This window comes from Streptomyces sp. CB01201 (genome assembly GCF_002803085.1).
Taxonomy (GTDB): Bacteria; Actinomycetota; Actinomycetes; order Streptomycetales; family Streptomycetaceae; genus Streptomyces; species Streptomyces hundungensis.
Genome location: NZ_NNBJ01000017.1, coordinates 74,404 through 97,788, shown reverse-complemented (window position 1 = coordinate 97,788; position 23,385 = coordinate 74,404). Strand labels below are relative to the sequence as shown.

The 23,385-nt window shown below is 71.7% G+C and carries 19 protein-coding genes; 11 read left to right on the top strand and 8 right to left on the bottom strand.

The features are described 5' to 3' along the window. Nucleotides 1-79 precede the first annotated feature (79 nt). The 4 genes from CG740_RS30185 (at nt 80) to CG740_RS30170 (ending at nt 5,260) form a co-directional block, all read left to right on the top strand. The gene (locus CG740_RS30185; protein ID WP_100578450.1) at nt 80-1,234 is read left to right on the top strand and encodes a Gfo/Idh/MocA family protein; all 1,155 of its coding nucleotides are present in this window, start codon (nt 80-82) and stop codon (nt 1,232-1,234) included. Further along, entirely contained in the window at nt 1,231-2,394 is a 1,164-nt protein-coding gene (locus tag CG740_RS30180; protein WP_100578449.1) for a dihydrodipicolinate synthase family protein, read from the top strand. Before CG740_RS30185 ends, CG740_RS30180 begins: the two co-directional genes overlap by 4 nt. After that, entirely contained in the window at nt 2,391-3,230 is an 840-nt protein-coding gene (locus CG740_RS30175) for a sugar phosphate isomerase/epimerase family protein (RefSeq protein ID WP_100578448.1), read from the top strand. The genes CG740_RS30180 and CG740_RS30175 overlap by 4 nt, the downstream gene beginning before the upstream one ends. Before the next feature lie 1,259 nt (nt 3,231-4,489). After that, complete coding sequence (locus CG740_RS30170) at nt 4,490-5,260, top strand: sugar phosphate isomerase/epimerase family protein (protein WP_100578447.1); 771 nt, start codon at nt 4,490-4,492, stop codon at nt 5,258-5,260. Between the two features lie 80 nt (nt 5,261-5,340). Here the strand turns inward: CG740_RS30170 and CG740_RS30165 are convergent, their stop codons facing one another. Together CG740_RS30165 and CG740_RS30160 are read right to left on the bottom strand one after the other, a co-directional pair. Beyond that, a complete protein-coding gene (locus tag CG740_RS30165; protein ID WP_100578446.1) occupies nt 5,341-6,081 on the bottom strand; it encodes a class I SAM-dependent methyltransferase in 741 nt (246 codons plus the stop codon). A 41-nt stretch (nt 6,082-6,122) separates the two neighbouring features. Then, a complete protein-coding gene (locus CG740_RS30160) occupies nt 6,123-7,130 on the bottom strand; it encodes an EamA family transporter (protein ID WP_100578445.1) in 1,008 nt (335 codons plus the stop codon). Nucleotides 7,131-7,234: 104 nt separating this feature from the next. Here CG740_RS30160 and CG740_RS30155 point away from each other — a divergent pair, with 104 nt between their 5' ends. After that, nucleotides 7,235-8,140, top strand: coding sequence for a LysR family transcriptional regulator (locus CG740_RS30155; protein WP_100578444.1), 906 nt, complete (start codon nt 7,235-7,237; stop codon nt 8,138-8,140). Here CG740_RS30155 and CG740_RS30150 read toward each other — a convergent pair. Both CG740_RS30150 and CG740_RS30145 read right to left on the bottom strand, forming a co-directional pair. Beyond that, nucleotides 8,130-8,417, bottom strand: coding sequence for a DUF397 domain-containing protein (locus tag CG740_RS30150; RefSeq protein WP_100578443.1), 288 nt, complete (start codon nt 8,415-8,417; stop codon nt 8,130-8,132). The two genes, CG740_RS30155 and CG740_RS30150, sit on opposite strands and share 11 nt — an antisense overlap. Then, entirely contained in the window at nt 8,404-9,228 is an 825-nt protein-coding gene (locus tag CG740_RS30145; protein ID WP_100578442.1) for a helix-turn-helix domain-containing protein, read from the bottom strand. Before CG740_RS30145 ends, CG740_RS30150 begins: the two co-directional genes overlap by 14 nt. 209 nt (nt 9,229-9,437) lie before the next feature. On the opposite strand from CG740_RS30145, the gene CG740_RS30140 reads away from it, so the two are divergent. From CG740_RS30140 to CG740_RS30115, 6 genes are all read left to right on the top strand, one after another. Next, nucleotides 9,438-9,938 carry a hypothetical protein gene (locus tag CG740_RS30140; protein ID WP_100578525.1) on the top strand — a complete coding sequence of 167 codons (501 nt, stop codon included), beginning with the start codon at nt 9,438-9,440 and terminating at the stop codon, nt 9,936-9,938. A 131-nt stretch (nt 9,939-10,069) separates the two neighbouring features. Then, nucleotides 10,070-11,524 (top strand): NF041680 family putative transposase, encoded by a 1,455-nt coding sequence (locus CG740_RS30135; protein ID WP_100578524.1) that lies wholly within the window; start codon nt 10,070-10,072, stop codon nt 11,522-11,524. Nucleotides 11,525-11,547: 23 nt separating this feature from the next. Next, complete coding sequence (locus CG740_RS30130) at nt 11,548-11,769, top strand: hypothetical protein (RefSeq protein ID WP_100578441.1); 222 nt, start codon at nt 11,548-11,550, stop codon at nt 11,767-11,769. A gap of 192 nt (nt 11,770-11,961) precedes the next feature. Next, complete coding sequence (locus CG740_RS30125; RefSeq protein ID WP_100578440.1) at nt 11,962-12,417, top strand: carboxymuconolactone decarboxylase family protein; 456 nt, start codon at nt 11,962-11,964, stop codon at nt 12,415-12,417. Between the two features lie 277 nt (nt 12,418-12,694). Further along, nucleotides 12,695-14,464 (top strand): glycoside hydrolase family 3 protein, encoded by a 1,770-nt coding sequence (locus tag CG740_RS30120; RefSeq protein WP_100578523.1) that lies wholly within the window; start codon nt 12,695-12,697, stop codon nt 14,462-14,464. Nucleotides 14,465-14,647: 183 nt separating this feature from the next. Next, complete coding sequence (locus CG740_RS30115; protein ID WP_234376556.1) at nt 14,648-15,166, top strand: hypothetical protein; 519 nt, start codon at nt 14,648-14,650, stop codon at nt 15,164-15,166. A 300-nt stretch (nt 15,167-15,466) separates the two neighbouring features. On the opposite strand, the gene CG740_RS30110 is transcribed toward CG740_RS30115, so the two are convergent. From CG740_RS30110 to CG740_RS30095, 4 genes are all read right to left on the bottom strand, one after another. Beyond that, a complete protein-coding gene (locus tag CG740_RS30110; RefSeq protein WP_100578438.1) occupies nt 15,467-16,873 on the bottom strand; it encodes a S28 family serine protease in 1,407 nt (468 codons plus the stop codon). A gap of 116 nt (nt 16,874-16,989) precedes the next feature. Further along, on the bottom strand, nt 16,990-17,343 hold the full coding sequence (locus CG740_RS30105) for a hypothetical protein (protein ID WP_234376555.1): 354 nt from the start codon (nt 17,341-17,343) through the stop codon (nt 16,990-16,992). A 500-nt stretch (nt 17,344-17,843) separates the two neighbouring features. After that, nucleotides 17,844-21,584, bottom strand: a complete 3,741-nt coding sequence (locus CG740_RS30100) for an ABC transporter ATP-binding protein (protein WP_100578437.1) — start codon at nt 21,582-21,584, stop codon at nt 17,844-17,846. A 122-nt stretch (nt 21,585-21,706) separates the two neighbouring features. Next, the gene (locus CG740_RS30095; RefSeq protein ID WP_100578436.1) at nt 21,707-23,377 is read right to left on the bottom strand and encodes a thiamine pyrophosphate-binding protein; all 1,671 of its coding nucleotides are present in this window, start codon (nt 23,375-23,377) and stop codon (nt 21,707-21,709) included. Nucleotides 23,378-23,385: the final 8 nt, after the last annotated feature.

Below are 23,385 nucleotides of genomic sequence, written 5' to 3'. Positions count from 1 at the left end.
CCCGCGCCCCCTCGGGCGGCAGTGGGCACCACCGGCCACGGCCCCCGTACCAGCTCAAGCTCACCCCCGGAGGGATCACATGACGGAACGCAGAACCGTGCGGATCGCCATGAACGGCGTCACCGGACGCATGGGTTACCGCCAGCACCTCGTTCGTTCCCTCCTCGCCATCCGCGAGCAGGGCGGACTCGACCTCGGCGACGGCACCACCCTGTGGCCCGAGCCGGTCCTGGTCGGCCGGCGCGAGCACGCGCTGAAGGCGATGGCCGACCAGCACGGCCTGACCGAGTGGTCGACCGACCTGGACGCGGTTCTCGCCGACCCGACCGTGGACATCTACTTCGACGCCCAGGTGACGTCCGCCCGCGAGGAGGCGCTCGCCAAGGCCATAGCGGCGGGCAAGCACCTCTACACCGAGAAGCCCACCGCCACCGGCCTGTCCGGCGCGCTGGACCTGGCACGCCTCGCCCGAGACGCGGGCGTCAAGCACGGCGTCGTGCAGGACAAGCTCTTCCTGCCGGGACTGCTGAAGCTGAAGCGCCTGATCGACGGCGGCTTCTTCGGCCACGTCCTGTCCGTGCGGGGCGAGTTCGGCTACTGGGTCTTCGAGGGCGACTGGCAGTCCGCGCAGCGCCCGTCGTGGAACTACCGCCACGAGGACGGCGGCGGCATCGTCGTGGACATGTTCCCGCACTGGGAGTACGTCCTGCATGAGCTGTTCGGCCGGGTCACCTCGGTGACCGCGCACACCGCCACCCACATCCCGCGGCGCTGGGACGAGCGGGGCGAGCCGTACGCGGCCACCGCCGACGACGCGGCTTACGGCATCTTCCAGTTGGAGGGCGGCGCGGTCGCGCAGATCAACTCCTCCTGGGCGGTACGCGTCAACCGCGACGAACTCGTCGAGTTCCAGGTGGACGGAACGGACGGCTCGGCGGTGGCCGGACTGCGCAACTGCCGCGTCCAGCACCGCAGTTCGACTCCGAAGCCGGTGTGGAACCCGGATCTCCCGGCCACCGAGCCGTTCCGTGAGCAGTGGCAGGAAGTCCCGGACAACGCCACGTTCGACAACGGGTTCAAGGCACAGTGGGAGCTGTTCCTGCGGCATGTCGTGCTCGACGAGCCGTACCACTGGGACCTGCTCGCCGGGGCGCGCGGTGTCCAGCTCGCCGAGCTCGGCCTGCGCTCCAGCGCGGAGGGCCGCCGCCTCGACGTACCGGAGATCGCCCTGTGACGCTGCGACTCCCGTCCCCGGACGGCACGACGAGGCCGTACGAGCCGCGCGCGACGCCGCTCACCCTCTCCCCCGGCCCAAGTCCCGTCTCCCGTACGGTCTTCTCGGCGGCACACGTGGTGGCGGACCCCTACGCGGACGTCTCCCCCGACTCCCCCGGCTCCCTCGCGGCCGTCGACTGGGAGGCGACGCTCGCCTTCCGCCGCCACCTGTGGGCGCACGGACTCGGCGTCGCCGAGGCGATGGACACCGCACAGCGCGGCATGGGCCTCGACTGGCCGACCGCGGCCGAGCTGATCCGCCGAAGTACCGCCGAGGCCAGGGCGGTTGGGGGCACCATCGCGTGCGGCGTCGGCACGGACCAGCTCGGTCCGTCCGCCACCCTGCCGCAGGTGTGGTCCGCGTACGAGGAACAGCTGGCCGTGGTCGAGGGCGCCGGGGCCCAGCCGATCCTGATGGCCTCGCGCGCCCTCGCCGCGGCGGCCCGCTCGCCCGAGGACTATCTGACGGTCTACACCGACCTCCTCCGCCAGGTCGCGGAGCCCGTGATCCTGCACTGGCTGGGCCCGATGTTCGACCCGGCGCTCGACGGCTACTGGGGCTCGTCCGACCTGGACGCCGCGACGGAGACCTTCCTTGAGGTCATCGCCGCGCACCCCGACAAGGTCGACGGCATCAAGGTCTCCCTCCTCGACGCCCGCCGCGAGGTGGAACTGAGGCGTCGCCTCCCGGACGGCGTACGGTGCTACACGGGCGACGACTTCAACTATCCCGAACTGATCGAGGGCGACGAACAGGGCTTCAGCCACGCCCTGTTGGGCATCTTCGATCCGCTGGGCCCGCTGGCGGCGGAAGCGGTACGCCTGCTCGACAAGGGCGACACGGCCGCCTTCCGCACCCTCCTCGACCCGACGGTCGAACTGTCCCGCCACTTGTTCCAGACCCCAACCCGCTTCTACAAGACGGGTGTTGTGTTCCTGGCCTGGCTGGCCGGCCACCAGTCGCACTTCACGATGGTCGGCGGCCTCCAGTCGGCGCGGTCCCTTCCGCATCTCGCGCGCGCGTACGAACTGGCCGACGGGCTGGGCCTGTTCCCCGATCCCGCGCTCGCCGCCGCCCGCATGAAGTCCCTCCTGAACGTCTCCGGAGTTCCCCAATGACGATCCCCGCTCTGCCACCCCGCTTCAGCATCAACCAGATGACGGTGAAGCAGCTCAGCCTGCCGGAACTGGTGGACGCGTGCGTACGGCTCGGGGTGCACGGGGTGGGCCTGTGGCGCGAGCCGGTGGCGGAGTACGGGCTCGAAGCGTCGGCGAAGCTGGTACGGGACGCGGGCCTCGATGTCACCACGCTGTGCCGCGGCGGCTTCCTCACCGCGATCGAACCGGCCGCCCGTGCCGCCGCCCTCGCCGACAACCGTGCCGCGATCGACGAGGCGGCCACCCTCGGCACGGACACCCTGGTCCTGGTCTCGGGCGGGCTCCCGGCCGGTTCCAAGGACCTCGCGGGCGCCCGGGAACGGGTGGCCGAGGCACTGGCCTCGCTCGGGCCGTACGCCGCCGCGCGGGGTGTGCGGCTCGCGATCGAGCCGCTGCATCCCATGTTCGCCTCGGACCGCTGCGTGGTGTCCACGCTGAACCAGGCGCTCGACCTGGCGTCGGCCTTCCCTCCCTCACAGGTGGGGGTGGTGGTCGACACGTACCACGTGTGGTGGGACGACGGGGCGCCGGGCGCGGTGGTACGGGCCGGGGCGGCCGGACGCATCCACTCCTTCCAACTGGCGGACTGGGTCACGCCGTTGCCCGCCGGCGTGCTGAACGGGCGGGGCCAGTTGGGGACGGGGTCCATCGACCTGGCGTGGTGGGCCTCGCTCGTCGACATGGCGGGGTATGCGGGGCCGGTCGAGGTGGAGCTGTTCAACGACGGGTTGTGGGCCGGGGACGGGGTCGCGCTGCTGTCCGACACGGCGACCCGCTTCGCGGAGCTGCTGGGCTAGGCCGGAGATCCGCTGGGCTCCGCCCCGGCCCGGGGTGCGCTGGGCTCGGCCGGGGGTGCGCTGGGCTCCGCCCGGGGTGCGCTGGGCTCGGCCCGGGGTGCGCTGGGCTCGGCCCGGGGTGCGCTGGGCTCCGCCCGGGGTGCGCTGGGCTCGGCCCGGGGTGCGCTGGGCTCCGCCCTGGTGCATTGGGGCTCCGCCCCGGCCCGGGGGTTGTCCCACCCTCCCGCCCGTTACCCCGGATGGGATGGGCCCGGCTCCCGGGGCTCCGCCCCAGACCCCCGGGCTTCGCCTCGCCCCGCCCCTTCCCCGGCTGAACCACCCTGCGACGCCACCGCGTGGCTCCGGCGATGAAAGCTCCGGTTTTCGTTTGCCGCGGACCGTGCGTGGCCGGTCGCGCAGTTCCCCGCGCCCCTGGAGGCGACCCGGAGTCCCCCGGTCGCGCCCACCACGGCCGAGCCGCGCAAAGGCCGCAGCCCCGCACCCCTGGAGGCGACCCGGCTGCCCCGATCGCGCCCACCACGGCCGAGCCACGCAAAGGCCGCAGCCCCGCACCCCTGGAGGCGACCCGGCTGCCCCGATCGCGCCCACCACGGCCGAGCCACGCAAAGGTCACAGCCCCGCACCCCTGGAGGCGACCCGGCTGCCCCGATCGCGCCCACCACGGCCGAGCCGCGCAAGGGTCACAGCCCCGCACCCCTGGAGGCGACCCGGAGTCCCCCGGTCGCGCCCACCACGGCCGAGCCACGCAAGGGTCACAGCCCCGCACCCCTGGAGGCGACCCGGAGTCCCCCGGTCGCGCCCACCACGGCCGAGCCACGCAAAGGCCGCAGCCCCGCACCCCTCAACCCCGCCCTTGCCTGCGGACCGTGCTCGCTTCTCGCGCAGTTCCCCGCGCCCCCAAACTCGTTTCCGTCCGCGGACCGTGCTCGCCTCTCGCGCAGTTCCCCGCGCCCCTGAATGCCTCGCTCCTGGCCCGCACCGGGCACTTCAGCCCGTCCGGCTGCTCGATGCGGGCCGGCATGAGCATCCTCAGCCCGTCCGGCGATTGAGGACGAGCGCCCTTAAGGCGCGACGGGGGTGCAGGGGGCGGAGCCCCCTGCGGGGGTCCGAGGGGCGCAGCCCCTCAAGGGGGTCTGGGGGCCCCAGGGCCCGAGGCGCAGCCCCGCCGCACTAGGAAAGCTCGGCCCCCTCACACCCCCCGGAGGGTTGCGGGAAGGGGCGGGGTGGGGAAAGGAACCGCAGTCGAAAGGACCCGCACCATGACACACAGGCTCGCCCTCTCCACCCTCGGCCTCCCCGGCATGCCCATGCCGGACGTGGCCCGCCTCGCCAGCGCCGCCGGATACCAGGGCGTGGAGCTACGGGCCCACCCCGAGGAACCCGTACACCCCGGCATCGGCAAGCCCGAGCGAGCCGCCGCCAGAGCGGAGTTCGAGGCCCTCGGCATCGAGATCCTGACCGTCGCCGGCTACGCGAAGGTCACCACCCCCCTGACCCCCCAGGAGCTGCCCGAGCTCGTAGCGCTCGCCCACGACCTGGGCGCGAGCTACGTCCGCGTGTTCCCGGGCGGCGACGGCACCCCCGAAGCCGACGCCCGTGCCGTACAACAGCTCACCCGGGCAGCCCAGTTGGCCGAGGACAGCAACGTACGCATCCTCCTGGAAACCCACGACTCCCACCGCACCGGCGCCGCCGCAGCCACCCTCCTCGACCGTGTGGACAGAAAGGGCATCGGCGCACTCTGGGACGTCATGCACACCTGGCTCGGCGGCGAGACCCCCGCCGAGTCCTACGCCCACCTGGCCCCCCACCTCGGCTACACCCAGGTGAAGGACATCGCGTCCGCCGAGGACACCACTCCCCTCCCCCTCGGCACCGGCGCGCTCCCCCTCGGCGACTGCCTCGCCCAACTCCCGCCGGACGCCTGGCTGTGCTGGGAGTACGAGAAACGCTGGTACCCGGACGCCGCCCCCCTGCCGGGGCTGCTCGCGGCGGGCCGGGCGTACCTCACGGCGCTGAGCGAAATCTGAGCAGCGCGGCGCGGCGCGGCGCGGCGCGGCGCGGCGCGGCGCGGCGCGGCACAGGACAAGACAAGACAGCAGAACCGACCTTACGGTTTGTGAGTCACCCAGAGCAGTTCCGCCGGCCAGCGGTGTGCCCAGTCGGGTGGGTCGGTCTCGTTGTAGCCGTTGGGTGTTCCGGGTTCGGGCCGCGGCTCGATGAGGTCGTCGATGGCGAGCCCCGCGCCGCGCAGGACCTTGACCCAGTCGCCGTAGGTGAGCTGATAGCTGGTAGCGCCGTCGCCTTCGGCGATGGTGTTGAGCCCGAAGTAGTCCCGCTGAAGCGTCGTGGTGACGCGCCTGGCGGATTCGTCGTAGCAGGCCTCGAACCATGGGCTGGCGACGTTGAACACCAGACGGCCGCCCCGGCGCAGGACGCGTGCGGCCTGCGGGACGGCCAGGTGCGGGGGCGCCCAACTGAGCCCACCGAAGTCGCAGAACACCAGGTCGAAGCTGTCGGCGGCGAAGGGGAGCTGCTCGGCGGCGCCCTGCACGAGCGAGTACCGAGTGGGTCCCATCGCCGCCGCCGCTGCGGTGAGTTGGGCTTCGGACAGGTCCACCCCGACCACGGTGGCGCCCTCGTCGGCGAGCACTCTGGACCACTGGCCGGCGCCGCAGCCGAGTTCGAGGACGCGCCGGCCGGAGACGTCGCCGAGGGCGTGCAGGTGCGCGTCGGGAATGGAGTACATGCCCCACAGTCGGGGTGCGGCGCCGATTTGCGGGTCGTGCTCGTGCTGGTAGGCGCTGCTGATCTGGTTCCAGAGCCGCCGGTTGGCGGGGATGCTGTCCACGTGCCGACTCCAGCACCGCCTGCCGGGGGCGGTCAACACGATTAGGGCACTGACCAGTTCTCGCCCCGGCCCGGCGCCACCCCGGCCCGTGATCCGCCGGACGAGCCATGGCCGGCCGAGCCCGGACCGGACGAGCGGACCGCGCCGCGCCCTCCCATAACTGATCGCGGCAGGCCCGCGGCACCCGCCGGCCCACCCGGCCGGACCAGCGACGTGAGCGCCACCCCGCCCACGAGCAGCGCCGCCGCACCCCACCGCAGCGGCGTCACGGACTCCCCAAGGAGCACCGCCGCCGAGGACATCCCGAACACCGGGACAAGGAGGCTGAACGGGGCCACCGACGACGCCGGGTAGCGGCGCAGCAGCATCCCCCACGCCCCGAACCCGAACACCGTACTGATCCACGCCACGTACACCAGCGCCCCCGCGCCGCTCCAGTCGAACCCGGCCAGCGCCTCGGCGTCCCGGGCCGGTCCCTCGAAGAGGAGGGAGAGGGCGAGCAGCGGGAGTACCGGAACGACGGACACCCACACCATGAAGTTCAGCGCGTCGGGCGGGGCGGCCCGGCGGGTCAGGACGTTCGACACACCCCAGCATGCCGCCGCCCCCACCGTCAGCACGAAGCCGAGCAGCGGGCCGCCCGAGCCCTCGTCCACCCCTGCCACCGCGATCCCCGCGAGGGCGATCCCCATCCCCAACAGCCTCAGCCCGCGCAGCCGTTCACCCAGCACCGCCATCGCCACGACCGCCGTGAAGACCGCCTGCACCTGAAGGACGAGGGACGAAAGGCCGGCCGGCATCCCCTGGCTCATCCCGATGAACAGCAGCCCGAACTTGGCGCCCCCGAGCACCAGCCCCACCGCCACGATCCACTTCCAGGCGACCTTGGGCCGGCCCACGAAGAACACGGCGGGCAGCGCCGCGACCAGGAAGCGCAGCGCGGAGAACAGCAGCGGCGGGAAGTGACCGAGGCCCACGTCGATGACGACGAAGTTGACCCCCCAGACGGCGGCGACGAGCACGGCGAGGGCGATGTGTACGGGACGCATGCGTCGAGGATCACGGTCCTCGACCATTCAGCACCAGCGCGGATTCATTGATGATGGCCGGTAGCACCGCTTAATCGTCACCACCACGACACCTGGGAGGACCCGTGCTCGACCTGGCCCGGCTGCGCGCACTGCACGCCGTCCATGTGCACGGCTCGGTCGCCGCCGCTGCCGCCGCGCTCGGGTACACCCCGTCCGCGATCTCCCAGCAGATCACCAAGCTGGAGCGCGAGACCCGTACGACGCTCCTCGAACGCCGCGGCCGGGGCATCGCCCTCACCGACGCGGCCCTCCATCTGGCCTCCGCCGCACGGGAGTTGATGGACATCGTCGAACGTACGGAGACCGCGCTCGAAGAGCGGCGCGGTCTGCCCACCGGCGTCCTCACGGTCGGCGCCTTCGCCACGGCCGCGCGCGGACTGCTCCCACAGGCCCTCGCCGTCCTGGCCCGTGAACACCCCAGCCTGGAAACCCGGTTGTCCGAAGTCGATCCGCACGTCTCGGTCGACCTCGTGGCCAAGGGCATCATCGACCTGGCCGTCGCCCACGACTGGGACATCGCCCCGCTGCCCGCCCCCGAGGGCGTGGAGTACGCGGCCATCGGCGACGACCACTGCGACGTACTGGTCCCGGCGGACCATCCGCTCGCGTCCCGCGCCGTGCTCCACCGCTCCGACCTCGCCCGCGAACCGTGGATCTGCCAGCCGCCCGGCTCGGTCTGCCACGACTGGCTCGTCCGCACCCTGCGCGCCGACGGCCACGAACCGTATCTGCGCCACCAGGCCGGCGAGTACCACACCCAACTCGCCCTGGTGTCAGCCGGTTTGGGCATAGCCCTGGTCCCACGCCTCGGCCGTGGCCCCCTCCCCGAGGGCGTAGTGGCCCTACCCCTCGACCCGATCCCGACCCGCCGCCTCTACGCCCTGTGGCGCACAGGCGCGGCCCGCCGCCCCGCGATCCAGACCACGATCCACGCCCTCCACGACGCCTGGGCCGCCCTCAGCGACTGAAGCCCCCGCCCTTGACCGCGCCGACGAACTCCGTCCAGGCCGTCGGCCCGAACACGACGGCCGGCCCGGTCGGGTTCTTGCTGTCCCGTACGGGGACGCACGCGGAGCAGGCGTCGCTGAACTCCAGGCACTCGCCGCTGGTGCCGCCGCTGTACGTGGACTTCCGCCAGGCATCGCTGACTTCGAGGCAGCTACCTTCGTTCGCCCCGCTGTAGCTGGACTTGCGCCACCCCGGGAGGGCCGAGGCGTCCGGGATGATGTGCTCAGTGCGCTTCATGCTCGTAATCCTCTGCGGCAGACCGGACCAGGGCCAGCGACTGCTGATGTGACAGCGCGTCGCCCAGAGCAAGATCGTAGGCCGAGAGGCACTGCTGCACCACCGACGGGAGTTCCCAGAGCTTCCCCGTTCGCCAACCCTCCACGTATACAACCGGAGGGAGGTCGGCGAACCACATCAACGAGACCATCCCCTCCATCAACGAGTGTGCCCCTGCCCCAAAGGGGAGTACTTGGAGCCGAATGCGGCGGCGTTCGCCCAGATCCACGAGGTGTCTCAACTGGGCTGCCATTACCGCTGGTCCGCCCACTCGCCGACGAAGCACGGCTTCGTTCAGCATCACCCACATGGCGGGGGTCTTGGCGTGGTCCAGGATGCGGGAGCGCCCCAGGCGCGTTACAAGGGCCTTGTCACATTCTTCATCCGTCATGGGCGGAAAACGAGTCTGGAACACCGCACGCGCATAGGCCTCGGTCTGCAGAATGCCGGGCACCAGCTCTGGTGCGTACTCCCGGATCACCGTCGCCTGCTGCTCGAACTCCTTGGCCGCTTCGAAATGTTCGGCGACCTTGCGCCCGTCGAGGGTCGGCAGGAACCGCTCGAAGAACCCGTTCGCACCCCGCACCTGGTCGAGGCGGCGCGCATCATCCCCCGACGGCCTTCTCCGGCCCGCCTCGATGTGCGCAATGTAGGAGCGCGACAGAATCGCCCGCACACTCAACTCCTCCTGCGTGAGCCCCGCTTCCTCTCGCCGACGGCGCAACTCGTCCCCGTAACTGGTACGGGATTCGGGGTTGTCCTCGATCGCCACACACCTAACTCCCTTATGTGTCATCCGCATTGACACCGAATACCCCCTGGTGAGCCTATCCAGGGCGACCCCAAGCTGTGAGCAATTCGGCACACACAGTGAGCTTGTTCTTTAACCTCCGTCTGGCCCTGGCATGGTGGCTGGCGGGCCTGAGCATCAGCGGTCGAATCGGGATGCGCTGTTCTGTACGGCAGTTGCATACTCACCGCATGGCCACGTTCTCTGCTCGGTTCCGAGACCCGCGCAGCACCGAGTACGACTTCATCACCTTGATCATGGTGCGGTGTCCCGGTTGTGAGAAGGCCGCCCGCGTCGTTCCGGCGCCCGAAGACGCCAGTCCTGGGGGGCGGATTCTGTTCACGCCGCGGCGCCTGGTCTGTCATGGCTGCGGACTGTCGCGGGTGTGGAGTGGCCGCCTTGTCACGCTCTCTGCCGGCACAGCTCAACCAGCGACGGATCCGTACTTCGGTATGCCGCTGTGGCTCCAGGTCGAGACCCGGCACGGGTGGTTGTGGGCGTACAACCTCGAACACCTCGACTTGATCCGTCGTTTCGTCCAGGCGTCGCTGCGGGAACGAGCGCCCTGGTACGACACCGGACAGAAGATGACCTTGGTGGCCCGTCTTCCGGTATGGATCAAGAGGGCAAAGAACCGAGACGAGGTCCTGCGTGCCGTCAGCCGGATCCACGCCTCACTGGTTGCCGCCTGACCTGCTTACCGGCGTCCGAACGCCACTCGAACTTGATCTCTGCTTCCGCTGTTCGGCGGACGTGCGGGCGGCCTCCGCACGATCATGTGCTCCGACCAAAGAGGCACTTGACCAGTACGAAGGCCGTGAAGGTGAGTCTGCTGCCTGATGTTGTTCCGGCGGAGGCGTTCGCGCAAGCATCACGCTTCCGGGAGGACTTATTCGACTGTCGGACCGCGCGCGGGGACGAACTGTTCGAGCTCGTGGACGCGTTGCTGTGCGCGGACGGTCCGGTGACCTCGCCCGTGGACCTGACGCTGGTGGCCGAGCACCGGCGCGGGCACGGAGCGATGTACGAGGCGCTGAACCACGGGAACGTGGACGTGCCCCGGCTGCGGCAGGTGCTGGCAGGGCTGCCGATGCCGCGGGCCGCCGACGGGCGTCTGGTCCTGGCGGTCGACGTCAGCAACTGGCTCCGCCCTGACGCGCCGACCAGCGCGGAGCGTCTGTTCTGCCACGTCTACGGCCGCAGCGGACGGTCCTCGGACCAGTTCATCCCCGGCTGGCCGTACTCGTTCGTCGCCGCCCTCGAATCGGGCCGGACGTCCTGGTGCCAGCTCCTGGACGCCGTCCGTCTCGGCCCCGAGGACGATGTCGCCGAGGTCACCGCCGCCCAGCTCCGCCGTGTGGTCACGGACCTGATCGAGATGGGCCGCTGGCACTTCGGCGACCGCGACATCCTCGTCGTCTTCGACGCCGGCTACGACGCTCCGCGCATGGCTCACCTCCTTACCGGCCTCCCGGTCGAGGTACTGGGACGGATGCGCTCCGACCGCGTCATGCGACGGCGGACGCCCACGCTCAAGGAGTACGCCCTGGCCTATCCCCAGGGCGGGCGACCGCCGAAGCACGGCAAGGAGTTCCGCTTCGCCAATCCGGACACCTGGGGCGAGCCAGACGCGGCCACAACGCAGGTCACCGACCGGTACGGCACCGCCCGCGCGATGGCATGGGACCGCCTCCACCCCCGCCTGACCACCCGCTCCGCATGGATCGACCACGCCGGTGAACTCCCCATCATCGAAGGCACGCTGATCCGTCTACAGGTCGACCGCCTGCCCGGCGGAGGCGACCCGCTCCCGCTCTGGCTCTGGTCGTCCGCCACCGGCCTGAACAGCGAGGACGTCGACGTGCGCTGGCAGGCGTTCCTGCGAAGGTTCGACATCGAGCACCATTTCAGGCTGATGAAGCAGACCCTCGGGTGGACCCGGCCGAAGCTGCGGACTCCCGAGGCCGGTGAGCGCTGGACCTGGCTGATCATCGCCGCCCACACCCAGATCCGCCTTTTACGCGAGGCCGCCGCCGACCTGCGGCGGCCGTGGGAGAAGCCCGCCGAGCACGGCCGGCTCACCCCGGCCAGAGTCCGCCGGGGGTTCAGAAACCTCCGCCCACATCTCACCTGTCCGGCCCGAGCACCGAAACCATCAACACCCGGCCCTGGACGGCCACTTGGGTCGAAGAACCGGCGACCCGCCATCCACTACGACGTGGGCAAGACCGTGAAACGGCCCGAGAGCATCACCGAACGAAACCGACTCAGACCATAAAGAACAAGGTGAGAGGCGGTGCGATGGGAGCCCACGACGTGGGGGCATACGTCGCCCACACCGGGACGGACGTGTACGGGCCCGGCAAGGTGATCGGCACGGACGGTGACTGGCGGCGCGTCCGGTTCGTGTACTTCGTCGCGACGATCGCCGCGCGTGATCTGCGCACCGCCTCCGCCCAGGAGGAGGGAGAGGTACGCGCATGGCTGAGGGAGAAGGCCGTCCGGCATGGGGGGCGCTGGTAGCGGGGCCGCCGCTCGCGTTTGCGGATTTCGCGGGACGGGGGGCGCACGTGGGAGCCGTACGTCATGCCCCGTCCGGCACTCGCGGAAAGAATTTCGGCGAGGCTGTCACATTTCGCGGCTCCGCTCGGTCAGTGCAGTGAAGGCGAACGGAGACACCTCCCACGCCACCCACTACACACAGGAGCCACCGCCATGCAGGCACGTATGACGAACCCCGTCCAGGTCATCCCCAGCGCGCTGCCCGCCGTCCTCGGCGTGCTCAAGGCCGCGAAGGAGGGCGGGGTGGACGAGTCCACGCTGGAGCTGGTGCATCTGCGGGCCAGCCAGATCAACGGGTGCGCCCCGTGCATCGACCAGGGGGTCAAGCAGGCCCGCAAGGGCGGGGTCGGCGAGGACAAGCTGGCCACCGTCGTCGCCTGGCGCGAGGCGCCGTACTTCTCGGACGCCGAGCGCGCGGCCCTCGCGCTGACCGAGGCGGCCACCCGGCTCGCCGACCGGCCGGACGCGGTGTCCGACGAGGTCTGGGACGAGGCCGCCCGGCACTACGACGAGAAGGGGCTGGCCTCGCTGGTCCTCATGATCGGCGTGACCAATCTCTTCAACCGGCTCAACGCCACGACCCGGCAGGTCGCGGGCGCGGCCTGGTAGACCGGGCCCGGCCTCCGGGGCGGCAATGGGGAGAGGCGACGCGTGCCACGGGGTCGGCCGCGGAGCCCCCTCCCACTTGCCGCCACCAGCCACGCCGGACGGCGCCCGTGCGCATAGCCTTGACTGACAATAACTTTCCGGATATCGGTTCAGTTTGGAAGTTTCTTCCATTTTCCTGGTTCGCCGGGTACCACCGCCGGAAGGAGCGACGCACGTGCACCAGCAGCACCGCACCTCAAGACGCAGCCTCCTGACCACCGCCGCCGCCGCGGCCGCCATGACCGCCCTCGGCCCCGGGCTCCCCGCCCGGGCGTCGGACGCGTCGGACGCCATCGGCACCGATCGCCGCCTGCGCGCGCTCATCGGCCGCATGTCGGTCGAGGAGAAGATCGGGCAGCTCTTCGTCACTCGGGTCTACGGGCACTCCGCGACCGCCCCCGACCAGGCGGACATCGACGCCAACCTCCGCGAGCTCGGCGTGCGCGATGCCGCCGAGCTGATCGCGAAGTACCACGTCGGCGGCATCATCTACTTCAGCTGGGCGCACAACACCCGCGATCCGCACCAGATCGCGGGGCTGTCCAACGGCATCCAGGCCGCCGGGCTCGCCCAGCGCGTACCGGTGCCGCTGCTCATCGCCACCGACCAGGAGCACGGGGCGGTGTGCCGGGTCGGCGCGCCGGCCACGCTCTTCCCGGGCGCGATGGCGATGGGGGCGGGCGGCTCGACGGAGGACGCCCGCACGCTCGGCCGCATCTCGGGCGCCGAACTCGCGGCGATCGGCATCCGGCAGGACTACTCCCCCGACGCGGACGTGAACATCAACCCGGCCAACCCGGTCATCGGCGTACGGTCCTTCGGCGCGGATCCCGCCGCCGTGGCCCGTATGGTCGCCGCCGAGGTGCGCGGCTACCAGGACTCCTCGGTCGCGGCCACCGCCAAGCACTTCCCCGGGCACGGCGACACCAGCGTCGACAGCCACACCGGCATCCCGGTGATCACCCACACCCGCGAGCAGTGGGACCGGCTCGACGCGCCGCCGTTCCGGGCCGCGATCGCCGCCGGGATCGACGCGATCATGACGGCACACATCCAGTTCCCGGCGCTCGACCCGAGCAACGACCCCGCGACCCTCTCCCGTCCCATCCTGACCGGCATCCTGCGCGAGCAGCTCGGCTTCGACGGGGTCGTCATCACGGACTCCCTCGGCATGAAGGGCGTCCGCGACAAGTACGGCGACGACCGGGTGCCCGTGCTCGCCCTGAAGGCGGGCGTCGACCAACTCCTCGATCCGCCCAAGCTGGACGTGGCCTTCAACGGGGTACGGGCGGCGGTGGCGAGCGGCGAGTTGAGCGAGAGCCGCCTGGACGAGTCGCTCCTTCGCATCCTGCGACTCAAGGAGCGGCGAGGGCTGTTCGCCCGGCCGTACGTCACCGCGCGGGGCGTGGACCGTACGGTCGGCACCCGGGCCCATCTGGCCGCCGCCGACGAGATGGCCGAGCGCACCACGACCCTGCTCGCCAACCCGCGCGGGCTGCTCCCCCTCTCCCGGCACAGCCACCGCCGGCTCCTGATCGTGGGCGCCGACCCCGACTCCCCCTCCGGCACGACCGGACCGCCCACCCAGGTGCTGGCCCGCGCGCTCACCGAACTCGGCTTCCGCACAACGGTGTTGAGTACGGGCACGCTGCCGTCCCAGGCCCGGATCGACGCGGCCGTGCGGGCGGCTTCCGACGGCCAGGACGCGGTGCTCGTGGGCACGTACAACACGGGGCCGGGCGGCGCGCAGAGCAAGCTGGTGGCCGCGCTCGGTGCGAGCGGGGTGCCGGTGGTCCACCTCGCGCTCCGCAATCCCTACGACATCGCGTACCTGAGCGGGTACGCGGCCTCGCTCGCCACGTACTGCTGGACCGATGTCGAACTCCGGTCCGCGGCACGGGTGTTGGCGGGGCGAGCCCGTCCGCGCGGCCGCCTTCCGGTCGCCGTGCCCCGGGCCGACGACCCTGCGCGCGACCTCTACCCGATCGGTCACGGCCTGACGTACTAGGCGTACGACGCAGACCCGGCGCACTACCCCAAGTGACCCAAAGCCCCCCGAACGCCTGGCGTGCGCCCGCTCCGGCGGGACAGGCTTGAGCCGTATCCGGGGGGAAGTATGCGTACGTTCCGTTGGGCAGGGTTGGTGTGCCTGTTGGTGCTCGTGGTGGTCGGGTGCCGGGGTGCCGGGCCGGTGGCCGACAGCACGCCCTCGCCGACGTCGGCGCCGAGCCCCGCGCCGACGTTCCTCGACACCGGTGGGTGCGCCGCCCGCGAGGGGGTGGCGAGTTCGCCGGCCTTCTTGGAGGTGTCCTGCACGAGCGAGCGGGCGGCGGCGAGGGTGCTGGTCCGCCGGGCGGGGGCGGTTGCGGCGGGGGCGGCCGTCGACTGCCCGCTCGCCACGGACTTCGTGCTGTACGTGTCCGAGGGGACGCCTGCTGCCCGGGGTTACGCCTGTATGCGGAACCTGGAGCCCCCGCATCCCGGGGACCCCGGGGCGGGGGGCGGGCCCTTCACGGTGGTGGGGGACTGTGTGTACGCGACAGGGTCGGACCAGGTGCGGGAGACTCCGTGCGACGGGTCGGGGGCGCGGGCGCCCCAGCACCGGGTGGCGTCGGCGGTGGCCCGCCGGGCGCTGTGCCCGCCGTCCACCACGCTGTACGTCGCCCTGGCCGGCCCCCAGCCCCCGGTGGGCTGCGCCCGGCGCGCCTAGCCCGCCGGGTTTTGGCCCCGCCCCGCCCCTTCCCTAAACCCTCCGGGGGGTAGAAGTGGGGGTGGGTGGGCTTCCGGGGGCTGCGCCCGCGGGCCCCCTGGTTCGGCTGCGGACCGTGCGTGGCTGGTCGCGCAGTTCCCCGCGCCCCTAAAGACCTTGGTGCGGGCCCGCACAGGCGTACCCAGCCTGCGCGAACGGGGGTCTGGGGGCGGAGCCCCCAGTGTCCTTCAACCCCCGGAGGGTTTAGGGAAAGGGCGGGGCGGGGCGAACTCCCGGGGTTTGGGGCGGAGCCCCAGGGGGTTAGGGGCGCAGGGCCCCCGCCCGGTTCGGCGGCGTTGCGTCCAGGGTCGCGTCGAAGGACGCCCGCGGCTTCGCGGGGGCCGAGGGCAGCCCCGCCCAGCGGAGGATCGCGGCCGTCGCCGCGGCCTTCTGCGTGGCCGGCAGCGCGCCCACCTTGGAGCCGTGGTTGCCGCCCGGGACCGTGTAGACGTAGGAGTCACGCGCCCCCGCACCGAGCGAGAACCGCTCGGCGCCCCACGGGTCGTTCTGGCCGTAGACGTACAGCATGTGGTCCGCGTGGTGCTTGACCCACCCGTCGACGTCCGCCATCGCCCACGGCTGGAACCGCATCGGGATGTCCCGGGGTACGAAGTTGCGCGGCGGCTGGTAGCCGTAGCGGCTCAGCTTGCCGAGCCAGGGCTGCTTGATGGTGGGCGAGCCCAGCTGCGTACCGGCCTGGTAGTAGTACGCCGTGTAGGGGGCGAGGCCCTGGTCGGTGTAGAAGGAGTAGCCCGAGATCGTGTCGATCGAGTCCCAGATCGCCTGGTCGGTGGCGTGCGCCGCGTCCGCCGGGATCGTGGAGCACTCGGCCAGCAGGTGGTACTGCCAGAAGCCCCAGACGTAGTCGAGCACGACCGCCTCGTAGGCCTTGTCGAGGGAGCCGACCGTCGTGAAGGTGTAGCCGTTCGCGGTCGCGTAGTCCCGGTACTTCTTCTCCAGGGACGTCCGCCGCACGAGCGCCTCGCGCTGCACGCCCTCCAGCTTGTCGCGGCACTCCTTGGTGCCGACCGACGTGAAGAACCGGTCGTAGGCCGAATCCTCGTTGTTCACCACGTCGTTGGGGGCCACGTACGCGACGACGCCGTCCATGTCACGCGGGTAGAAGCGCTTGTAGTACGTGGCCGTCATGCCGCCCTTGGAGCCGCCCGTGGTCAGCCAGTTCTTCGTGTAGATCGGCTTCAGGGCCCGGAAGATGGCGTGCTGGTCGCTCGCCGCCTGCCAGATGTCGTCCTTGGACCAGTCGGTGGGCTGCGGCCGGGACTGCGGGAAGTAGCGGTACTCGACGGAGACCTGGTTGCCGTCGACGATCTGCGTCGGCTCGCTGCGGCTGGGGGTCGTCGAGACGTCGTAACCGCTGGTGTACATCACCGTCGGGCGGTCGGTGTCCTTGTGCAGCAGGGTGAAGCGCTGCTGGAAGGTGGCCCGGCTGTACGGATTGTGGTGGTCGACCGGCTGCGTGATGGAGAGGACGAAGTAGCGGTAGCCGGTGTAGGGCTTCTCTTCTATGAGACGTATCCCGGGTATCGCCAGGATGCGGTCCTTGATGTCCGGCTCGGCGGCGGTGGCCGCCCCTGCCGTGGCTCCCGTCGCGGTCAGCGTGCCTATCAGCACGGCCAGCGACAGCAGCCATCTGAACGCCTTGCGCATTCACACTCCCCTGTGGGGCCCCTGTGGGCTCGGAACGTGGCCTCGCGAACCTAGCGGTGTCAACACCGGCCCCGCCAGACCCGGTTGTTCCCCACGGGTGGCCTTTCAGCGGCCGGTCAGCAGACCCAGCCCGTCTGGGCCGAGCCGCCGCCCGATATCGCGCCGGTGGCCCGGACGCAGCGGCTGCCGGCGTGCACGGTGACGGGGCCCGCGAGGCGCGTATAGGCGCCGGAGTCGCCGGCCGGGGCGCTGCCCCGGGCCTGGATCGTCACCGACATCCGGCGCCGCGCCCCGGGGTTCTTCGCGGCGGTCACCGCGCACGCGTACCCGTTGCCCTTGTAGAGGCGCAGCTCGCCCGCGCCGAACCCCACCGTCTTCACCGGCCGCCCCGCGCAGGCCGCCGCCGCGTCCGCGCTGCCGCCGGCCGGCCCGAACACGACCAGGCCACCCGCCGCGAGCACGGCCAGCACGGGCCCTATGCGCCCTGGGCGCGCTGAGCCGCTCAATCTCACCCCATCGAACACGCTTGCACCCTTCCGTCACGTGCGCGTACGAGGGGAGGGACGCGGTAAGTCGTCCGACGGTTCTCAGGGTGGGGGGGTGGCGGCCCACCCGGCTGTCCGCGCCCGGCATTGTTCGCGCAGTTCCCCGCGCCCCCAACCCCGTTCTCGTCCGCGGACCGCGCCCGCTTCTCGCGCAGTTCCCCGCGCCCCTCAACCCTCCATCGGCCTCGCACCGTGCGTGGTTGCTCGCGCAGTTCCCCGCGCCCCTGGCGGCGCCGGTGGCATGGGCATCCTCAGCTGCGCGAACGGGGTCTGGGGCGGAGCCCCAGGGGCCGGACCTCTTGACCCCGCCGCACGGGAGGTGGGTGGGAAAGCGCGCGAACGGGGGTCTGGGGGCGGAGCCCACGGGGCCGGAACCCGACCAACCCCGGGGTAGGAGGGTGGGCAACGTGCCCCGGGCAGGTGGCTCAGCGGGCTGCGAGGGGCTCGCCCTCCTCGTCGGGGAGGCCGATGAACGTGCGCCACAGGCGGGCGTACTTGCCGTCCGCGGCGAGGAGTTCGTCGTGCGTACCGTCCTCGGCAACCCGGCCCCCGTCCATCACGATCACCCGGTCCGCCCGGGCCGCCGTGGTCAGGCGGTGGGCCACGACCAGGGTGGTGCGGCGCCCCGTGAGCCGCTCGGTCGCCTGGTTGACCTGGGCCTCCGTCGCGAGGTCGAGCGCGGCCGTCGCCTCGTCGAGCAGCAGGATGTCCGGGTCCACCAGCTCGGCACGGGCCAGCGCGATCAGCTGGCGCTGCCCGGCGGAGAGGTTGCGGCCGCGCTCGGCGACCTGGTGCAGATAGCCGCCGTCGAGCGTGGCGATCATGTCGTGGGCGCCGACCGCACGGGCCGCCGCCTCCACCTCGGCGTCGCTCGCGTCGGGGCGGCCGTAGGCGATGGCGTCGCGGACCGTGCCCTCGAAGAGGTACGCCTCCTGCGGGACCACGCCGAGCCGGTGCCGGTAGGCGGTGATGTCCAGGTCGCGCAGGTCCGTGCCGTCGGCGGTGACCCGCCCGCCGGTCGGGTCGTAGAAGCGCGCGACCAGCTTGACGAGGGTGGACTTGCCCGCACCGGTCTCGCCGACGAAGGCGACGGTCTGCCCGGCCGGTATGCGCAGATCGACCCCGCTGAGCGCCTCCTCCGGCTCGTCGGCCGAGCCGTACGCGAAGTCGACGTTCTCGAAGGCGATCTCGCCGCGAAGTGACAGGACGTCGAGCGGCTCGGCGGCCTCGGCCGTGGAGGTCTTCTCGCGCAGGAGTTCCTGGATGCGCTTGAGGGAGACCGCCGCCTGCTGGTAGCCGTCGAAGACCTGCGAGAGCTGCTGGACGGGGGCGAAGAACAGGTCGATGTAGAGCAGGTAGGCGACGAGCGCGCCCGTGGTGAGGGTGCCGCCGTCGACCCGGTGCGCGCCCACGATCAGTACGGCGGCGGCCGCCACCGACGACAGGAGCTGCACGAACGGGAAGTACACCGAGATCAGCCACTGGCCGCGCACCCGCGCCTGGCGGTAGTGGTCGCTGCGCCCGGCGAACCGCGCGGAGCCGTCGTGCTCGCGCCGGAACGCCTGCACGATGCGCAGGCCCGACACCGACTCCTGGAGGTCGGCGTTGACGACGCTGACCCGCTCGCGGGCCAGTTCGTAGGCCTGGACGCTCTTCTTGCGGAAGACGTACGTGCCGACGACCAGGAACGGAAGCGTGGCGAAGACGACGAGCGCCAGCTGGATGTCGATGACGAGCAGCGCGACCATGATGCCGAAGAACGTGACGACGGAGACGAACGCGGTGACGAGGCCGGTCTGGAGGAACGTGGACAGCGCGTCCACGTCCGTCGTCATGCGGGTCATGATCCGGCCGGTCAACTCCCGCTCGTAGTAGTCGAGTCCGAGCCGCTGGAGCTGGGCGAAGATCTTCAGGCGCAGGGTGTACAGGACGCGTTCGCCGGTGCGTCCGGTCATCCGCGTCTCGCCGGTCTGGGCGAGCCACTGGATGGTGACGGTGAGCAGGGCGAGCCCGGAGGCCGCCCACACCGCGCCGAGCGCGAGCTGGGTGACGCCCTGGTCGATGCCGTGCCGGATCAGGATCGGCAGGATGAGGGAGCCGCCCGCGTCGATCGCGACGAGCAGGAGTGAGACGAGCAGGGGGAGGCCGAAGCCGTGCAGCAGCCTGCGCAGGCCGTAGGAGTCCTCGGCCCGGACGGCCTTGGCCTCGTCTATGGCGGGTACGTCGGTGGCGGGCGGCAACGCCTCGACCTGGGCGAGCAGTTCGGGGGTGGCCGGCATGCCGCCGGGGGCGGCGGACTCGGTCTTCTCCTCGCGGATCCACAGCGGCGGGGTGATGCCGCGTTCGACGTCGTACTCCGCGTCCAGCTCGTCCCGTACGGAGTGGTCCTCGTCCCCGGTGTGCGGGGCGGGCGGGGTGTGGCCCGGGGAGACCGCGCCGAGTTCGTCGGGGTCGGTGAGCAGGCGGCGGTAGAGGGCGCTGTCGCGCTGGAGCTCGTCGTGGGTGCCGATCGCGGCGAGCCGTCCGCCGTCGAGGACGGCGATGCGGTCGGCGAGGGCGAGGGTGGAGCGGCGGTGCGCGATGAGCAGCGTGGTGCGGCCCGCCATGACCGACTTGAGGGCCTCGTGGATCTCGTGCTCGACGCGGGCGTCGACGGCGGAGGTCGCGTCGTCCAGGACGAGCAGCCGGGGGTCGGTGAGGATGGCTCGGGCCAGTGCGATGCGCTGGCGCTGGCCGCCGGAGAGGGTCAGGCCGTGCTCGCCGACGGTGGTGTCGTAGCCCTTGGGCAGCTCGGCGATGAAACGGTCGGCCTGGGCGGCGCGGGCGGCCTTCTCGATCTCCTCCTGGGTGGCGTCCGGCTTTCCGTAGGCGATGTTGGCGCCGACGGTGTCGGAGAAGAGGAAGGAGTCCTCGGGGACCAGGCCGATGGCGGCGCGCAGCGAGGAGAGCGTCAGCTCGCGCACGTCGTGGCCGCCGACGAGGACGGCGCCGTGCTCGACGTCGTAGAAACGGGGCAGCAGCAGCGAGACGGTGGACTTGCCGGAGCCGGACGAGCCGACGACCGCGACGGTCTCGCCGGGCCGGATGTCGAGCGAGAAGCCCTTCAGGACGGGCCGCTCGGCGTCGTAGCCGAAGCTCACGTCGTCGAACTCGACGGTGGCGGGGGCGTCGGGCGACAGCTCCTTGCTGCCGTCCCGCATCGACGGCTCGGTGTCGATGAGTTCCAGGACGCGTTCGACGCCGGCCCGCGCCTGCTGGCCCACGGTGAGCACCATGGCGAGCATGCGGACCGGCCCGACGAGCTGGGCGAGGTAGGTGGAGAACGCCACGAACGTGCCGAGCGTGATCTGGCCGCGGGTGGCGAGCCAGCCGCCGAGGGCCAGCATGGCGACCTGGCCGAGCGCGGGGACGGCCTGGAGGGCGGGGGTGTAGCGGGCGTTCAGCTTGACGGTGCGAAGGCGGCCCGCGAACAGCTTGCGGCCGACCTCGCGGAGCTTGCCGGTCTCCTGGTCCTCCTGGCCGAAGCCCTTGACGACCCGGACCCCGGACACGGCCCCGTCGACGACCCCGGCGACGGCTGCGGCCTGGCCCTGGGCGTACCAGGTGGCGGGGAAGAGGCGGGTGCGGCTGCGCTTGGCGATGAACCAGAGGGCGGGGGCGACGGCGAGGGCGACGAGGGTGAGCAGGGGCGAGAGCCACGCCATGATCACGATGGAGATCACGAAGAGCAGGACGTTGCCGATGGTCATCGGCAGCATGAAGAGCAGGCCCTGGATCAGCTGGAGGTCGCTGGTGGCCCGGCCGACGACCTGTCCGGTGGACAGCTCGTCCTGGCGCCGCCCGTCGAGCCGGGTGATCGTGCGGTACATCTCGGTCCGCAGGTCGTGCTGGACGTCGAGGGCGAGCCGCCCTCCGTAGTACCGCCGTATGTAGGTGAGCCCGTACACGACGGCGGCGCAGGCTATGAGGAGGCCGGTCCAGACGGCCAGGGAGCGGGTGTGGGCGCCGATGACGTCGTCGATGACCACCTTGGTGATCAGCGGGACGAGCGCCATGACGGCCATGCCGCCGAGCGAGGAGCCGAGCGCGAGCACCACATTGCGCCGGTACCGCCAGGCGTACCCGGTCAGCCTGCGCGCCCACCCCTGTTGCGCACCCTCCGTCACGACTTTCCTCCCGTTGGTACCTGGTCCTGCCGCAAGCCCCAACACGGGGGCCTGCGGATTTCATCCCGCCGCAACAAATACGGGACCCAGGTCCTAGGTACTGTCCGAAGTCCGGCCGGGCCTCAGAGGTGGGTCGGCGCGAACATCTTCAGGAGGGCGGGCAGCACGACCACCGAGGGCCCGGGGGCCGCCAGCGCCTTGGCGAGGTCGGCGGTCAGGGTGTCCGGGGTGGTGCGGGCGGCCGGGACGCCGAAGGATTCGGCGAGGGCCACGAAGTCCGGCCGGGCCAGTTCGGTGGCGGTGGCCGCACCGAACGTGTCGGTCATGTACTCGCGCAGGATGCCGTAGCCGCCGTCGTCGACGATGAGCCAGGTGACGGGCAGGTCGTACTGCTTGGCCGTGGCGAGTTCGGCGATCGAGTACATCGCGCCGCCGTCGCCGGACACCGCGAGGACCGGGCGCCCGGGATCGGCGGCGGCCGCGCCGAGCGCCGCCGGGAAGCCGTAGCCGAGGCCGCCGGCGCCCTGGGCCGAGTGCATCGCGCCGGGCCACGCCGACCAGGCCCAGTAGGCCAGGATCGTCATGTCCCAGAAGCTGGGCGCCCCGGTGGGCAGCGCCTCGCGCACGGCGGCCAGGATGCGCCGCTCCTCGCCGAGGTCCTGGGCGTCGATCCGGGCCCGGACCTTGTCGAGGACGGTCCGCACCTGCTCGGCGGCCGTCTCGTCGTGACGCTCCGTGACCGTTTCGAGCAGGGCCTGGAGCGCGATCCGGGCGTCCGCGTGGATGCCGAGCGCCGGGTGGTTGGACTCCAGCTTGCCGAGGTCCGCCTCGATCTGGACGATCCGGCCACGCGGCTTGAACGTGTGGTAGTTCGACGACAGCTCGCCGAGCCCGGAGCCCACCACCAGCAGGACGTCCGCGTCCTCCAGGAAGTCCGTGGTGTGCCGGTCCTCCAGCCAGGACTGGAGCGAGAGCGGGTGCTCCCACGGGAAGGCGCCCTTGCCGCCGAAGGTCGTCACGACCGGCGCGTCGAGGCGCTCGGCGAGCGCGAGCAGCTTGCCCGCGGCGTCGGCGCGTACCACACCACCGCCCGCGATGATCGCCGGGCGGACCGCGTTCGCCAGCAACTCGGCTGCCACGGCGGTGAGTTCGGGGCGCGGGACGACATCCTCGGGGAAGGCGTCCATGGGGGTGACGACGGGCAGCGCCGTCTCGGCGAGCAGCACGTCCTGCGGGATCTCCACCCACACCGGACCGTGCGGCGCGGTCAGCGCCGACTCCCAGGCCGCCGCGATCGCGGAGGGGATCTGCGACTGGCTGCGTACGGTGTGGACCGACTTGACCACATCGCGGAACGACGCCTTCTGATCGCGCAGTTCGTGCAGATAGCCGTGCCGTCCGCCGCCAAGTCCCGCCGTGGGGACCTGACTTGAGATCGCGATGACGGGAGACGAGGCGGCCGCCGCCTCCTGGAGCGCGGCCAGCGAGGTCAGCGCGCCGGGGCCGGTCGAGAGCAGCAGCGGGGCGGCCTCGCCGGTGACCCGGCCGTACGCGTCGGCGGCGAAGCCCGCGTTGTTCTCGACCCGGAGGCCGATGTAGCGCAGGTCCGAGCGGCGCAGCGCGTCGAACATGCCGAGCGCGTGCTGGCCGGGCAGCCCGAACACGGTGGTGGCGCCGAGCCCCGCGAGGGTCTCGACCACCAGGTCACCGCCGTTGCGCCCGGGCGGGGGGTTCAGGGCGGCCTCCACCTGGCGCGGCGTGGGCCGCAGCACGAGGTCGTGGTCGTGGGTCATCGCGTCCT